Genomic DNA, 15,606 nt, shown 5'->3' with positions numbered 1-15,606 from the left:
TGATTTCATATAAAAATGTAAAATGATATTTACAAATTCAAGTTTGTCTGACTCACAACAATTTAATATCAAACTAATACAAGCACTTTAGCCAATATGGTTAAGGTGCTTTTTTTGCACCTTGAAAGGAGGTAGTTGAAGCATACCACATCGGGGAAAGCCCGATTTAATCATTACAACAGGCATTGCCTGCTCATAATATAGATCAATGACAAGCAAGGCGGTAAGAGAGAAAACGGAGCATATGAAGAAAGTCGCGAGGAACCCATTTTACAGATTAGCTTGTATAGTAGGTTTGATGTAAAAGGGAACCGCAACGGAAAGGACAGTCTGAAATATGGCTGTTCTTAATAGAAAAGAGGTTGATTTTATGGAACGGATAACAAGAATTTTTCTATATCAGATGGAGAAGAAACAAAGCAAGCAGTTATTGTGGAAAATTGTGCATAAACTATTAAATAAGATGGTATAAGAGAAAAGAGTGTCTTTTATGGCACTCTTTATGTACCCATAGAAATTAGTTGAAAATTTGGAGGAGGTGTTATATGCTTATTATGAAAAAGTATATAGAAACGGATGGTTGCATGATGGCTTCTGCAACTGATAAGCAAAAAGACAGTTTGAAAGAATATATGAAAAAAATTAAGGATATAAAACTCAGAGTTCCAGAGGAATATTTGCAACCTATTAAAGAACATGCAAAAGCCAAAGGAATGAGTGTTAATCAATTAGTTATCTCATTACTTGAAAAAGATATGGGGATAGAAATAGTAACTGTAAGGGAACAGAACAAGCAAAATAAGGAAAATGAAAACGAATAACCGGTTAATAAGAAACACGGATTTCATCCGAAAATTTAAAGGAGGTATGACCTATGACGGCAACTAGAAGAGAAGCTATTGAATTATTGGAAAGAGTACCAGAAGATAAGCTGACCTATGTTGTTCAGATTTTGAGTGGTATTGATGGTTTGATAAGTATATCAGACAGACGAACAAAGAAAATTGATTTAGACCAGTTTGTTATGCCTACAACAGAGCGTGGCAGAAATGCGGATGAATATATAAGGGAGATGAGAGATAATGACAGAATTTAAAAGAGTGTTTGTTGATACAGCACCTATTATATACTATCTTGAAAACAGTCCTTTATATTCATAGGTTATAAAGAGATTCTTTACAACGTGTATAGAAAAGAATATACAGGTCGTTACTTCTGCAATAACAATAGAAGAGTATCTGGTATATCCGTATTCAAGTGGTAAAATGGATTTTGTTGATAATTTCAAACTTTTGAATGATAGCGAATATTAAATCTTCTAAGCGGTCATAAATCTTATGTAAAAAATCTTTGAAGCGGTTCGGCTTCTGAATCTCAATGTAAATGTAAATCAACTCTTTCCATATATAATATAAGGTATATCGGTAAAATATACAATGTATCGAACATAAATTTGGTAAATTATTTCCTCAAAAAAATGTAAATATGTTTCAGTTTTTAAAAAGGTGTGAATTGATATTTTTCAAAAACTCAAAAAAGAAACAGAGAAATATATATCATAGAAACTCAAAAAAAGATTCTGGGAGGATTTGCTAATGGAAGATTTAATAAAACAATTCAAAGTTATCTGCCCTAATTTGCTTTAATGAATTGATAGAGCCAGACAATATTGTTGTGTCGAAAAGGGATTTAATAAAGATTCAAGCTGAATTGGTTGCACCTACTGATATAACTAAAAAGGAAGTGGAAGTGTTGGGAAACATTTGACAAAGATATTCTCAATACAGAATAAAAGCCACAGAGTATCGTTACAAGAAATCTTAAAGTTGTGAAACGTATTGTAAGTGAAGGATATGGACATATGCTTAAAAGAACTTGCGTGGATCAGTATAAGAAAAAATGCTTTATATTTTATGCGAATGATAGAATTGCTGAAATCAAGAATTAAGAGGATGCAATCAGCAGAGCAAAATATGAATAAAAGCATACATCATCAAGAAAAGAGATGCGGCGATGAGTTCATGGCTGTGATTTATCATACAGGCAAAACGGAGATTGAGGAACTGTTACAAAGCTTATGCAGAGAAAAAGACAGATTAAATAGTAATGTTTCTAGCAATAGAGCCACTAATATTTAGTAGAAAATAATTTAATACTTTTGTAATAGATTTTTCCAATAAAGTATGCTATAGTATAACCGTTTATGGATAAACAAATGTGAATTTACAAAGGAAGGGAAAACTATCATGGAAAAGATCAAAAAGCGTATAGCTAACTTAAAGGTTGCAGGAAAATTAAAAGTATATCAAGTGACAGTGCTTGTTATGACATTATTTTTAGTGTTTGTGGCATTGATCTCGACATTAGTGATCCGTTCAAATATAGAGAAGATCACGGAGGTCTGGTCTCCGTCATTGGAATATATGCAGGATTTAGAGACAATGACTGCGAAATACAGAATCAAGCAGTACCAGCATCTGGTAGAATCAGATGCAGCAGTCATGAACTCCTGCGAAGAAGAAATCAAGAAGCTGGAGAGTCAGATCCAGGATACCACTGAGAAGCTGGATGCAATAATGTCTGCAAACAGCAAAGCTCAAAAAGGAAGGGATGATTATGAAGCAGCAAGCACTGCATGGGAAGAATACAGGGCTGCTTCAGATGAAATTCTGCAGTTGAGCCGTGAGGGTAAACAGCAGGAAGCATCGAAGCTGATGACGGGACAGGTGTATGAAGAATATAAGGCTTTTGCTGAGAAATTAACTATATTATGTGACAAGTTCCAGGCAGAATTAGACCAGGCAAAGACCATGGCTAATGTATGCACTATAATCATATTTATTGTGATCGTGGCAGCGGGTCTTGCGATTGCTGTAGTGACGACACTGATCGGAAGTATCATTACCAATTCCATTACCGAGCCGGTAGAACAGATAGATGCAGCAGTTGCCAGCCTGCGTAAGGGCGAACTGTCTAATGTAGAAATGCTTACCTATGAGTCTGAGGATGAGTTTGGCGATACCATCAGGAATCTGAAAGAAGCCATGGGTATTCTGGCAGATTATGTCAGCGAGATCTCTGTGGAGGTAAAGGCAATAGCGCAGGGTGACCTGACCAGAAATGGTGATGATATTACAGATTTCCTAGGCGATTTCTCGGAATTGAAGACATCACTGCTGTATATTCTGAAACGGTTTAACAGTACCCTGACCGAGATCAGCAATCTGGCAGAACAGGTATCATCGAATGCATCCGAGGTGGAAAATGCATCAAAATCCCTGGCGGACGGTGCAACAGAGCAGGCAGGAGTCATTGAGGAATTGAATGCTACGATAGATACTGTTGTAGATCTAGCTGTAAATACAGCGAAGGAAACACAGAACGCATCTGCACGTGTAAAAACCTCTGCAAACAAAGCAAACGAAGAAAAAGAAAAGATGAACGATCTTCTGATGGAAATGGAGCACATTACAGAAATCTCCAAGGAGATCGGTAATATTATCACAGATATCGAGGATATTGCATCCCAGACCAACCTGTTATCCCTGAATGCTTCCATTGAAGCTGCCAGAGCAGGAGAAGCAGGAAAAGGCTTTGCAGTAGTTGCGGATCAGATCGGAAAGCTGGCAGCAGACAGTGCAAAATCTGCTGTAAATACAAGAGATTTGATCGATAAGACCTTAGTGGAAATCGAAAAGGGCAATACGATTACAAGAACAACAGCCGATGCATTCAATCTGATCATTACAGATATGGAGTCCTTTGCAGATATTGCAGAGAATACCATGGAGAAAGCAAACTCCCAGGCTGAGTCATTGGAGCAGATCGGTCAGGGAATAGAACAGCTGTCCGGCGTAGTACAGGGTAATGCAGCAGCCTCAGAAGAGAATACTGCGATCAGTATTAATCTGGCAGAGGGAGCAGCCAAGATGCATGACCGTGTGAATATCTTTAAGCTATTCTAGAAAATGACAGGAATAGAGTGAAATAGTCAAGAAGGAAGGTCCTTGTTGTGATTAATGATATATTTAGAGTGTTTAGAGAGCAGACAGCAGAAATCTTATTTGAGATCATTACAGAATGTATAGATGATTACCTGTATATATTTGATCTGCAGAATAATACCTTTGAGATTTCACAGTCAGCTGTGAATCGGTTTAATATGTCGAAAAATGTTCTGACAGATGCTGCAAATGAAGTTATGAAGGTAGTATATGAGGAAGACCGTGAGATGCTTGCAAAGCATCTTGCGGATATATGCGAAGGAAGAGAAAATGTACATAATCTTCATTACAGGTGGCTTGATAAAGAAGGTATGCCGGTTTGGATTAACTGCCGTGGTATCGTGATCATTGATCAGCAGGGAAAGGCAGAGTATCTGGTTGGGTGTCTGAATGAGACCGGCAACAAGAGAAGGGCTGATAATGTCACAGGACTGCTTGGTGGTCCGGAATTCCTTGCTTACCTGCGTGCACAAAAAGAACCCATTTCAAAGGGCTTTTTTATGCATGTAGGAATTGATGATTTCGGAGCGATCAATAGCTCCAGGGGAGCTGATTATGGTAATTATATCCTTAAAAGCGTAGCCGGCTGCATGAAAGAATGCCTTTCAGACAAGCAGAGAATTTACCATCTGGTAGCGGATCAGTATGTGATCGTGGATTTGGACGCATCTTCTACGGAAGACGCTGTGGCACTGAAAGAAAAGATCACAGATAAACTTCATAATTTCATAGTAGACGAAAAATATGAAGCTATATTTTCCATTTCTATCGGTGTTATAGATGCAGCAACATTTTGTGAGGGAATTGAAGAATGCCGTAAAAAGTTTGAATTTGCTTTGAAACAGGCAAAAAGCATGGGTAAAAATGGATTCTATGTTTTTGACCAGAATGACTATGAGGACTTTTTACAAAAAGGAAGAATCGTAGCAGCACTTCGTAATGCTATTGTAAACAATTATGAAGGCTTTGAAGTCAATTATCAGCCGATCGTGGATTGCCAGACGGAACAGATCATTGGAGCAGAGGCACTGATGCGTTTTTCCATGATAACGGAAGAGGGGCGGGAGTTTGTTTCACCGATGGAGTTTATCCCATTATTGGAAGAGACCGGATTGATCATTCCCGCTGGAAGATATATTTTGAACAAAGCTGCAGCAATGTGCTGTGAAATGCAGAAATATATTCCTGACTTCCGGATGAATGTAAATGTATCCTATGTTCAGATCCTGCAAGGCAATGTGGAGCGGGATATTTTGGATGCAATTCAAAAATATTCATTACAGCCGGAATGCTTATGTGTTGAAATGACAGAAAGCGGATTTATGGATATGACACCTTCGTTCTGTAAATTTCGTAAAACTCTGGACAAGAACGGGATTCCCTTTGTGATCGATGATTTTGGAACAGGATATTCGAATCTTCATTGTATCCGTGATATGAATCCAAGTTACGTGAAAATGGATAGGGATTTTACTGCCAAGGCGATGAACAGTGACAGGGACTATGAATTATATAAAAATATCATCCCCATGGTACATAGTATTAACGTCAGGATATGTGCAGAAGGCATCGAGGAAAAAGAATGGCTTCTGAAAATGAAAGAAATGAAGGTTGATTATCTGCAGGGATATTATTTTGGAAGACCTTGTGGAAAGAAACAGTTTCTGCAGCAATATGCCAGTGGCATCAATGTTAAATAAAGAGAGTAAGGCAGACTCAGCTATGTGGGTCTGCCTTATTTTATGGTCTTATCAGAAGGATGAATTCCTAACGGCTTTTTTCAGTTTCTTCAGGTCATCTGCATCAGGGTGAGACAATGCACAGTCAAAATTCTGGATCAATACATCAAGATTTGTCGGATGATCGGGAGCATCCTTCATTTTCAAGTAGCGTTCCCGGACAGACTGTGGCATTCTGCCCTGACACATATACTCTCCGACGATAACATTACTTGTATCAACGAACTGCTTAACCTGATTCAGGATTTTCCGGAAATAGATATCACTGCCACCAAAGCCAGCAGTTCCAAACAGAAAAATCTGTTTATTCTTTAACTGCGATAATAGCTGTAATGTCTTGGTATCTGCATTTCCCTTGTCTGTCCAAAATCCGATATAGAGCAGTTCGGAAGAAGGGATCACTGTGTCGGACACACCGAAATACTCACATTCATCCTGAGGTAATGCCTCGTGGATCGCATCAGCCAGTACCTTGGTATTACCTGTTAAGCTGCTATAAACGATGGAATATTTTTTATTCTTCATATCATGTTGTCTCCTTTCATAGGATCATAAAATTATCATATCGCATTCCTATTTTAGTTCGGAAAGCATGATTTGTCTAATGATGGATTAGTGGTAGAACAGAGGATTCGCAATTTGCGTGTTGAGGCAGGATGTGAATTGGGTGAGTATCATATATGGATAATTCATTTACTGATGGATATGGTTAGTAGTTTTTTTGTCAATTCTATTTTACCATAAATCAATGAGGAGTTGTTTTATTTTGCAATGAAAAATATCCCGTATTTATGCGGGGTTTGGTGTTTTGCAAGCACCTAAAATAATATAATAAAGTAAGGGGAGATTGACATGTTCAGAGAAATGAGAAGATTTAAGCAGCAGATAACAACAGAAGAATGTAAAAAGGTGTTGAAGGAGGAGAAGAGGGCAGCGTTTTCGGTAATCGGTGATGACGGATACCCATATACAATACCAATTAATTTCTATTATGACGAGGCAGACAACATCATTTATTTTCATGGAGCAAAAGAAGGGCATAAGGCTGATGCAGTGAACCGATGCGATAAGGTTTGCTTGACTGTCTGGAATCAGGGATTCAAAAAAGAAGGTCATTGGGAATGGAATCCGACAAGCGTTGTTGTGTTTGGAAAGGTGAAGCCGGTAACAGAAAATAATATCTTTGAGGATCGACTGAGAAAGCTAGCAGCAAAATATTATCCAACTACAGATGAGATTGAGGAAGAAATGGAACATTCTGCATCACGGACACAGTTGTTTGCCATAAAAATCGAACACATGACGGGCAAACTCGTCAACGAAAAATAACATTCAGGCTTCAGAAGGGATGCTTAAATATTGGTACAGAACAGGGAATTATGATGTAACAGCTTTTGAACAGGAATATCTGGAAATGATAAGTCATTGGGAAATGGTTTATGGAAAGGGGACGGAAGATGACAGAAAATATTTATAAGACAAGCTGTGGCGGAATCCGTTATTTTGTAAATATAATAGATAAACAGAAAACTACATTAGTGTTTTTACCGGGACTTACAGCAGATCACAGGCTTTTTGAAAAGCAAATAGAGTATTTTGAGAAAAAGCAGAATGTGTTTGTATGGGATGCACCATCGCATGCATTATCCAGACCATTTACAAATAACTACAGTCTGTCTGATATGGCAGGATGGCTTTATGAAATCTTGTCAAAAGAAGAAATTTTCAATCCAATAATTATCGGTCAATCTATGGGTGGATATCTGGCTCAAATGTATATGGAATTGTATCCGGATAAGATAAAGGGATTTATTTCTATAGATTCTGCACCGCTTCAAAAGTCTTATATGACAGCAATGGAAATATGGCTTCTTGAAAGAGCCGAGCCATTATATAGAATATATCCATGGAATGCTCTTCTTAAGGCAGGTCCAAGAGGGTGTTCTGAGACAATTTACGGACAGAACCTTATGCGAAAGATGATGATGTTCTATGATTCAGATCATAAAGAATATGCAAGGCTTGCAGGTTTTGGCTACAGAATGCTTGCTGAGGCAATCAAAGCAGATTTGCCATATCATATCAGTTGTCCGGCACTTCTTATCTGCGGGGAAAATGACAAAGCAGGTTCAGCAAAAAGCTATAATAAGAAATGGCATAAGAGAGAAGGGTTGCCGCTTAAATGGATAAAAAATGCTGGTCATAATTCCAATACTGACCAGCCGGATGAAGTAAACAGACTTATAGAAAAATTTATCAGCGGGGTAGATAGGAAAGGGGTGTCTTGATGAAATTAAATATACAGTGGAAAAAAGTATTATATGGAATTACATTGATAGTTATTAGTATAATATTGGCAGCTGTATATTTTTGTGGCTGAACTGTTACAATGAAAGAGAAAAATAATAGTTTCCGGTTGACTTTTACTTAAATTTATTATATAGTTCCATATAGTTTACAAAGTGAACTATATGGAGGTGACCTATGAAGGATGAAAATTGGCTTGATATGGTAAAGAAACAGGGAGAGCTGAGGCATTTCGGGAGTATGGCAATAAGAAAGACACAGAAAGGAAATCAGATTTCGGCACAAGAGATTGATTTTTTATTCAGGGTGGCATTTGCTAAGGAACTTATGACACCGGGGCAGCTTGCGATGGCGATGGGGGTGAGTAAGACTATCATAAGCAGGCTGACAGAGCAGTTAGAGAGAAAAAAATTTATTAGCAAAGAGCGGGATGAGATTGACAGGCGGAGCTATGTTATAAGAGTAACAGATTCAGGAAAAGAAGAAATAGACAGGATGTACCATTATTATATGAATCCATTGTATGAATTGAAAGAAAAAATGAGTGAATTACGGTTTCGGCAGTTATTTGAACTTATTGAAGAAGCAAATAATATTCTTTCATGATTATAAAATAATGCCGCAGATTGCTATAGGATTTTGTACTTTTATTATGAAGTACAGGAAACGGAGGAAATATGACATTTTACCAGGAATTACAGTTGAGTTCAGCTGGTTCTAAGCAGCTTATAAAATCAACTAAAGACAAAAAAGAAAAGTTTAGACACATACTTATTTATAATTTTAAGGTGTATCTGGTTATGATATTTTGTGTTGCAGTAGTGACGCTATTTACAAAATTTACAGGCAGCAATAACAGTGTGGTCGGGGTTACGGTTTTGCTTGCGGTTCTTGTTTTAAGACAGGCTGATTTTGGGATAAGGACAACGCATGGTATTTTATCTATAGCGGGTATATATTTAATACTGATGGCAGGACCGAGATTTACAAACACGCTTACACCTGTACCGGCATTTTTTGTAAATATTATCTGTATATTGTTGTTGATGATACTTGGATGTCACAATGTTATTATGTATAATCATTCAACTTTTGTTCTCGGTTACCTGCTGCTGCAGGGATATGATGTGACAGGACACGAATATACACTTCGTGTGGCGGGACTTCTTTTTGGTATGGTTTTATGTATGTTTATTTTTTATAAAAATCAGAAAAATCGTCCATATCAGAGAAAATTTATCGACCTTTTCAAAGAGTTTGATATTCATTCAGCAAGAAGCAGATGGTATATAAGACTTTCGCTGATAGTATCAAGTGCGATGCTTATCATGTCATTACTTGGCTTGCCAAGAGCAATGTGGGCAGGCATTGCCTGTATGTCAGTATGTCTTCCGTTTCCGTCGGACTGCACAAAAAGAGTTTCGGACAGGGGGATATTTAATGTTGTCGGCTGTCTTATTTTTATGGTGCTTTATACGGTTCTTCCAAAGACAATGTATCCTTATATCGGAATGATAGGTGGAATCGGTGTCGGATATTCGGCAGGATATGCATGGCAGACAGTGTTTAATACATTTGGTGCGTTGTCTATCGCATCGGGGATTTTTGGTATGCCTATGGCATTAAAGTTAAGAATAGGGGCGAATGTGCTTGGGGCAGTCTATACAGTGGTGTGCACTAAAATATTTGGTTTTCTTGCAGATTTAACAAATATTAGGAAGAATGTAAGTGCCAGTGCAGGAGGAATATGAACATTTCACTACACTAGACAATGACAGATGAGTAATAATATATAAGGTGATATTTGAGCGTCAGAGTTTGATTCTGATAATCAGGTATTACCTTATTTTTTTATGGAAGGCTGAACTGTTACATAATACAACATTTTTCGTGAAAATATCGTTGTTTTTTGTATAATACACATGGTATAATACAGAATTAGTATTAGATGAAACTGATTTGAAAGGAGTTTGGCTGATTATGAGAAAGAACAAACTCAAAATTGCAAAAATTAGATGTTTATTACCACTTTTGGTGCTTATCATAAGTGCTGGAATTTTATCATTTGTCGCAAATTATGTAAATATGGCAAGCTATAAACAGGTAAGGACAAAAGCAAAACTTAATGCTGTTACATATTCTGACAGGATGGTTGAGGAACTAAACCGGGGTATTAATATAACGAATTCACTTAAAAATATTCTTTTGAATGACAATGGGAATATTAAACAATTTGAAGATATAGCTCAGAGGATGATGACGGATTATGTTCAGAGTATTCAGCTTGCACCTAACGGGGTGGTTACTGACATTTATCCGTCTGAGAGCAATGATGCCGGAAAGATAGATCTTGTTCATGATAAGAAACGCGGGGAGATAGTCAGATATGGCATAAAGCATCAGATGACAGTTATGCAGGGACCATTTAAACTTAATCAGGGTGGATATGGTATAGCAATAAGAAATCCGGTATATATTCAAAAAAATGATGGAGAAAGACATTTTTGGGGACTTGCGATCGTAATAATCAAGGTGCCGGAGATTTTTAATGATTCAGTGAAATCATTGTCAAAATTTGGATATTATTATCGTTTATATAAAACGGAATCACCTTTAACTAAAAAGTTCAAACTTATAAACAGCTCCAAAACTGAGTTTACAGATTCGGTTTCACATGAATTTAATATTGGAGGATGTGTGTGGAAGATTGAGGTGATGCCTGTAAAAGGCTGGAGTCAGGAAAGTGATATGCTTCCGATATATTTATGTGGAACATTTATAATATTGCTGTTAGAGGGAGTGACAGTAGCTTTCCTTATCATGTTAAAGCAGCGTAAACAGTTTAAGATACTCTCTGTTACGGACAGTCTTACCGGATTGCTCAATCGTATGGGTTTTAATGAACAACTGGATATTTATATTAGCGAAAACGGTGATAAAAACTGTATAGGTATCCTATTGGATGTGGATAACTTTAAGATAATAAATGATATGTATGGGCATGGTGTCGGAGATAAAGCCTTAAAACATCTGGCGGAGTCTATGAGAGATGCTTTTTCTGATAATGCGATACTTGGACGAAACGGCGGTGATGAGTTTTGCATTTTATTAAAGGATTGCAATGTTGAGGATATGCGGCAAAAAATTGAGGAATTTTGTAAGATGAACCGTGTATTCAGATACAAGGGAGAAGAATATACATATAGCATTTCTATGGGATATGCAGAATATCCGGTTCATGTGAAAAAAGCATCAGAATTGCTGCATTATGCAGATATAGCTTTGTATGAAGTGAAACTTAAGGGGAAAAATGGCTGTCTTGGCTATAATGACAACATTCAGTCAGAAAAAAGGACGCAGCTTGGTTTTAAGCTTAATGATATTTCTTCAAATCTTCCCGGTGCATTTTTTGTTTACAAAGCAGATATTGACGATGAAGAAATTCTTTATGCAAATCAGGAAATGATAAGACTTACAGGATGTCAAGATCTGGATGATTTTTTTGAATTTACAAAAAGGCAGTTTAAAAACCTTATACATCCAGATGAAATACAGGCAGTGGAGGAAAATATCTGGAGTCAGATCAAGATAGCGGAAAATAAGACAAATGATTATGTGTGGTATCATCTTGCGACAAAGAGCGGTGAATATAAAAATGTTTTTGATATAGGGCATATTGTCGAAAGTGAACATTATGGTAAAGTATTCTATGTATTGCTCATAGATTATGATATTGTTTGTAAGCGTTATGAAAAGAATAATCGATTGTCGGAATAAGAAATATATATCACGAAACTATGAAAGACTTAGGAGAAAAGTAATAAGAAAACATTGTAAAGCAATTTGTGCTTTGAATAAATTTGATATAAATAAAGGCTTAGTGTGAAAAGTTTTTTTTACACGCAAGTTTGTGTTTTCGTACACTTGACACAAATTTGATATGAAAAAATGTGTGCAGAAAAGAGGAATAATATGGGATTAATTAAGGCTTTAGCAGGAGCAACAGGTGGCACTTTAGCGGATCAGTGGAAAGAATATTTCTATTGTGAAGCAATGGATGCAGATGTACTTGTATGTAAAGGAGAAAAAAGGACTTCCGGCAGGAGCAGTAACAAAAAGGGCAGCGACAATATCATTACAAGTGGTTCTGTTATTGCGGTAAATGACGGACAGTGTATGATAATTGTCGAGCAGGGAAAAGTTGTTGAACTTTGTGCTGAGCCGGGTGAATTTGTATTTGATTCATCTACTGAACCGTCAATTTTTAATGGAAAACTCAGCGAGTCGATAAAAGATGTTTTTGCGACTATTGGTAAGAGATTTACATTTGGCGGTGATACGGCAAAAGACCAGAGAATATATTATTTTAATACAAAAGAGATTATCGGAAATAAATACGGAACACCAAACCCTGTACCTTTCAGGGTTGTAGACAATAATATAGGTCTTGATGTTGATATTGCTATTCGATGTAATGGAGAATATTCATATAAAATAGTAAATCCTATACTTTTTTATACAAATGTGTGCGGTAATGTCGAGGAGGAATACAGACGAAGTGAGATTGACAGTATGTTAAAGACGGAGCTTCTCACGGCACTTCAACCGGCATTTGCACAGATTTCTGATATGGGTATCCGTTATAGTGCACTTCCGGGACATACTATGGAGATTGCAGACGCATTAAATGCAGTTCTCTCAAAGAAGTGGGCAGAACTTAGAGGAATTGAGGTTTCATCATTTGGAGTAAATTCGGTAACTGCATCAAAAGAAGATGAGGAGATGATAAAACAGCTTCAAAAGACGGCTGTTCTTAGAAATCCTAATATGGCGGCAGCTACACTTGTCGGTGCACAGGGGGATGCGATGAAGGCGGCAGCCTCAAATCCAAATGGTGCGATGGCAGGATTTATGGGAATGGGAATGGTTCAGAATGCAATGGGAACTGATGCACAAAGCCTTTTTGCAATGGGGCAGCAGCAAGCATCACAGCAACAAGCTGTACAGCAGCAGTCACAGCCTGCACAGAGTGATAACACGGCGGCGGTTTCACAGTCAGAAAAAAGCGGCTGGATATGTGAATGTGGAAAATCCAATACGGGAAAATTCTGCATTGAATGTGGAAAGCCTAAGCCACAGCCTGTTCTTGGCTGGACTTGTAGCTGCGGTACCGTAAATAAAGGGAAATTCTGCATGGAGTGTGGTGCGAAAAAACCGGCAGAGGCACCTCTTTACAGATGTGACAAGTGTGGATGGGAGCCTGATGACCCTAAAAATCCGCCAAAATTCTGTCCTGAGTGTGGAGATCCTTTTGATGATAATGATATTGTTTAACACTATCAGGCAGATAGCAGAGCAAATTGCAAATATCTGTTTGATTATAATTAGGTAAGCAGCAGAGTAAATTAGGAATATCTGTTTGGATGTTATCAGGCAAGCGGAAAAGCGGACTTAGAAAAGCCGCCTGACTGCAAAGAGAATAATGGAAGAAATGAAGATAGTGTGAAAAATAATGTTTTTACACACGAGATTTGTGCTTCGCATAAACTAATATGTGAAACACAGGAAATGAGGATTAGTATGGATGATACAATAGCTTACAAATGCCCATGTTGTGGTGCATCACTTGTGTGGGGGAGCAAGGAACAGGAACTGGTATGCGAATATTGCGATAATAAGTTTACTGAGGCACAGTTAAAAGAAATCGCAGATGAAGAGAATACAAAAGCCCAGGAAATGAACGCAAAATGGAATGTGGAAGAAACGGACGATGACAATGGTATGGATGGCATGAAAGTACATATCTGCCAGTCATGCGGTGGAGAGATAATAGGTGATGAAAATTCGGTTGCTACGGAATGTGTATATTGCGGAAGTCCGACTATCATTACTGAAAATATTTCAGGAGTAAACAGACCTAAATATGTAATTCCTTTTAAACTTGATAAAAATGCAGCAAAGGAAAAATTAAAGGCATTTTATAAGGGAAAGCGTCTGCTGCCGGACGAATTTTCAAAGAAAAAACATATTGATAGTATAAAAGGTTTGTATGTTCCGTTCTGGCTTTTTAATTGTGAAGCTGAGGCAGATATTACATATAAAGCAAACAGGACACATTTCTGGAGTGATGCCAACTATAATTATACGAAAACAGATCACTATATGTTAAAAAGAAAAGGAAAACTGGCATTTGAAAAGATACCTGTCGATGCTTCAAGTAAGATGGATGATAAGTATATGGATTCGATAGAACCATTTGACTATAATCAGCTTGAAGAATTTTCGGAAAAATATCTCACGGGTTATTATGCTGATAAATATGATGTTGACATTAAAGCGAGTGAGCCGAGGGCAAATGAGCGTGTAAAGAGGAGTACCGAAGATAAGTTCAGGAGCAGTGTCAAAGGATACGAGTCGGTAATCGCTGATAGCAGCAGGATAAATGTTAAAAACGGAAAGGCAGAATATGTAATGTTTCCGGTCTGGATACTCAACAAAAAATATAAAGATAAGATTTATACTTTTGCCATGAACGGACAGACAGGAAAACTCGTCGGCGAGCTTCCTATAGACAAATGCAAGGCACGAAAGTATCTTTTTGGGATAACGGCAGTGATATTTATCATATTGCAGATTTTTGTCTGGATATAGGAGGATTGAATGATGGAAAATAGATTGAACATAAAAACTGCCGTTAAAGCATCGGGATATTCAGGCTTTAAGGCTGACATATTAAGAAAGTTCATGCTTCTTGTAATGTCCGTGAGCATTATGTCGGTATTTCTTGGTTTTTCGGTAAGCAGTGCGGCAGGAAAGAAAAGTGTTATAGATGATGCGGGACTTATAAAGGCATCTGACGAGAAGGAACTTGACAAAAAGATAAAAAATATACAGAAAGATAAGTTTGATGTTGTCATATTGACGGTCAAGTCACTTGACGGCAAAAGTGCACAGGACTATGCGGATGATTATTATGACAATAATGATTATGGACTTGACAATGAGAAAAGCGGCGTGCTTTTCCTTGTGAGCAAGGGTGACAGAAAATATCATATATCAACTAAAGGTGCAGGGATAAAGGCATTTACGGATTATGGTATTGGCAGGATAAAGGAGGAGATAAAACCTTATCTGTCAGATGGTGATTACTTTAATGCCTGTGATGAATTTTTAAATATAACAAAAGATTTTGTCAAGGCATATAAAGACGGAACACCATACGATACCGACAATCCTTACAATGAGGAGATTGATTATGTTATACTTGAAGTCATAGCACTTGTCATAGCATTTGTTATAGCACTTATAAGTGTCGGCATCATGAGATTAAGAATGAATACGGCAAAACCAAAAGGGACAGCAATGGAGTACATAAAAAAAGGCTCATTTAAACTTACGAGTGAAAAAGACATTTTCATGTATTCAACAGTTACAAAAACGGCGAAGCCAAAGGACAATGACAACTCTGCCGGTGGAAGTACAACTCATGTAAGCAGCAGTGGAAGTGAACACGGCGGTGGCGGTGGAAGTTTTTAACATTATCAGGAAAGTCAGCC

14 protein-coding genes are annotated in these 15,606 nt (G+C 37.4%); 13 read left to right on the top strand and 1 reads right to left on the bottom strand.

Annotated elements, in window-relative coordinates:
* Window positions 1–545: 545 nt before the first annotated feature.
* The 4 genes from DWZ63_RS03205 to DWZ63_RS03185 all read left to right on the top strand — a co-directional run bounded on the left by DWZ63_RS03205 (window position 546) and on the right by DWZ63_RS03185 (window position 5,704).
* Complete coding sequence (locus DWZ63_RS03205; protein ID WP_118498705.1) at window positions 546–821, top strand: CopG family antitoxin; 276 nt, start codon at window positions 546–548, stop codon at window positions 819–821.
* A 53-nt stretch (window positions 822–874) separates the two neighbouring features.
* The gene (locus tag DWZ63_RS03200; protein ID WP_118498704.1) at window positions 875–1,096 is read left to right on the top strand and encodes a hypothetical protein; all 222 of its coding nucleotides are present in this window, start codon (window positions 875–877) and stop codon (window positions 1,094–1,096) included.
* Between the two features lie 1,150 nt (window positions 1,097–2,246).
* Window positions 2,247–3,965 carry a methyl-accepting chemotaxis protein gene (locus DWZ63_RS03190; protein WP_055942772.1) on the top strand — a complete coding sequence of 573 codons (1,719 nt, stop codon included), beginning with the start codon at window positions 2,247–2,249 and terminating at the stop codon, window positions 3,963–3,965.
* 47 nt (window positions 3,966–4,012) lie between these two features.
* Entirely contained in the window at window positions 4,013–5,704 is a 1,692-nt protein-coding gene (locus DWZ63_RS03185) for an EAL domain-containing protein (RefSeq protein ID WP_118498702.1), read from the top strand.
* 51 nt (window positions 5,705–5,755) lie between these two features.
* On the opposite strand, the gene bilS is transcribed toward DWZ63_RS03185, so the two are convergent.
* The gene (gene bilS, locus DWZ63_RS03180) at window positions 5,756–6,268 is read right to left on the bottom strand and encodes a flavodoxin family protein BilS (protein WP_118498700.1); all 513 of its coding nucleotides are present in this window, start codon (window positions 6,266–6,268) and stop codon (window positions 5,756–5,758) included.
* 327 nt (window positions 6,269–6,595) lie between these two features.
* Between bilS and DWZ63_RS03175 the strand changes: the two genes are divergently transcribed.
* From DWZ63_RS03175 to DWZ63_RS03140, 9 genes are all read left to right on the top strand, one after another.
* Window positions 6,596–7,072: a pyridoxamine 5'-phosphate oxidase family protein gene (locus DWZ63_RS03175; protein WP_118498698.1), complete on the top strand. Its 477-nt coding sequence runs from the start codon at window positions 6,596–6,598 to the stop codon at window positions 7,070–7,072.
* A 19-nt stretch (window positions 7,073–7,091) separates the two neighbouring features.
* Window positions 7,092–7,220, top strand: coding sequence for a hypothetical protein (locus DWZ63_RS16095; protein WP_270392408.1), 129 nt, complete (start codon window positions 7,092–7,094; stop codon window positions 7,218–7,220).
* Window positions 7,201–8,031, top strand: coding sequence for an alpha/beta hydrolase (locus DWZ63_RS03170; RefSeq protein ID WP_118498696.1), 831 nt, complete (start codon window positions 7,201–7,203; stop codon window positions 8,029–8,031). Before DWZ63_RS16095 ends, DWZ63_RS03170 begins: the two co-directional genes overlap by 20 nt.
* Before the next feature lie 196 nt (window positions 8,032–8,227).
* A complete protein-coding gene (locus DWZ63_RS03165) occupies window positions 8,228–8,656 on the top strand; it encodes a MarR family transcriptional regulator (protein WP_118498694.1) in 429 nt (142 codons plus the stop codon).
* Window positions 8,657–8,727: 71 nt separating this feature from the next.
* Window positions 8,728–9,801, top strand: a complete 1,074-nt coding sequence (locus DWZ63_RS03160; protein WP_118498692.1) for an FUSC family protein — start codon at window positions 8,728–8,730, stop codon at window positions 9,799–9,801.
* 229 nt (window positions 9,802–10,030) lie between these two features.
* Window positions 10,031–11,827: a diguanylate cyclase gene (locus DWZ63_RS03155; RefSeq protein ID WP_118498690.1), complete on the top strand. Its 1,797-nt coding sequence runs from the start codon at window positions 10,031–10,033 to the stop codon at window positions 11,825–11,827.
* A 195-nt stretch (window positions 11,828–12,022) separates the two neighbouring features.
* The gene (locus DWZ63_RS03150; protein WP_118498688.1) at window positions 12,023–13,384 is read left to right on the top strand and encodes an SPFH domain-containing protein; all 1,362 of its coding nucleotides are present in this window, start codon (window positions 12,023–12,025) and stop codon (window positions 13,382–13,384) included.
* 246 nt (window positions 13,385–13,630) lie between these two features.
* Window positions 13,631–14,701, top strand: a complete 1,071-nt coding sequence (locus DWZ63_RS03145; protein WP_055942742.1) for a hypothetical protein — start codon at window positions 13,631–13,633, stop codon at window positions 14,699–14,701.
* Between the two features lie 9 nt (window positions 14,702–14,710).
* Window positions 14,711–15,586: a TPM domain-containing protein gene (locus tag DWZ63_RS03140; RefSeq protein WP_118498686.1), complete on the top strand. Its 876-nt coding sequence runs from the start codon at window positions 14,711–14,713 to the stop codon at window positions 15,584–15,586.
* Window positions 15,587–15,606: the final 20 nt, after the last annotated feature.

The organism is Clostridium sp. AF34-13 (assembly GCF_003477845.1).
GTDB classification, from domain to species: domain Bacteria; phylum Bacillota; class Clostridia; order Lachnospirales; family Lachnospiraceae; genus Butyribacter; species Butyribacter intestini.
Note: the sequence above shows the minus strand (reverse complement) of the source record. Positions and strands in the feature narration are given on the sequence as shown.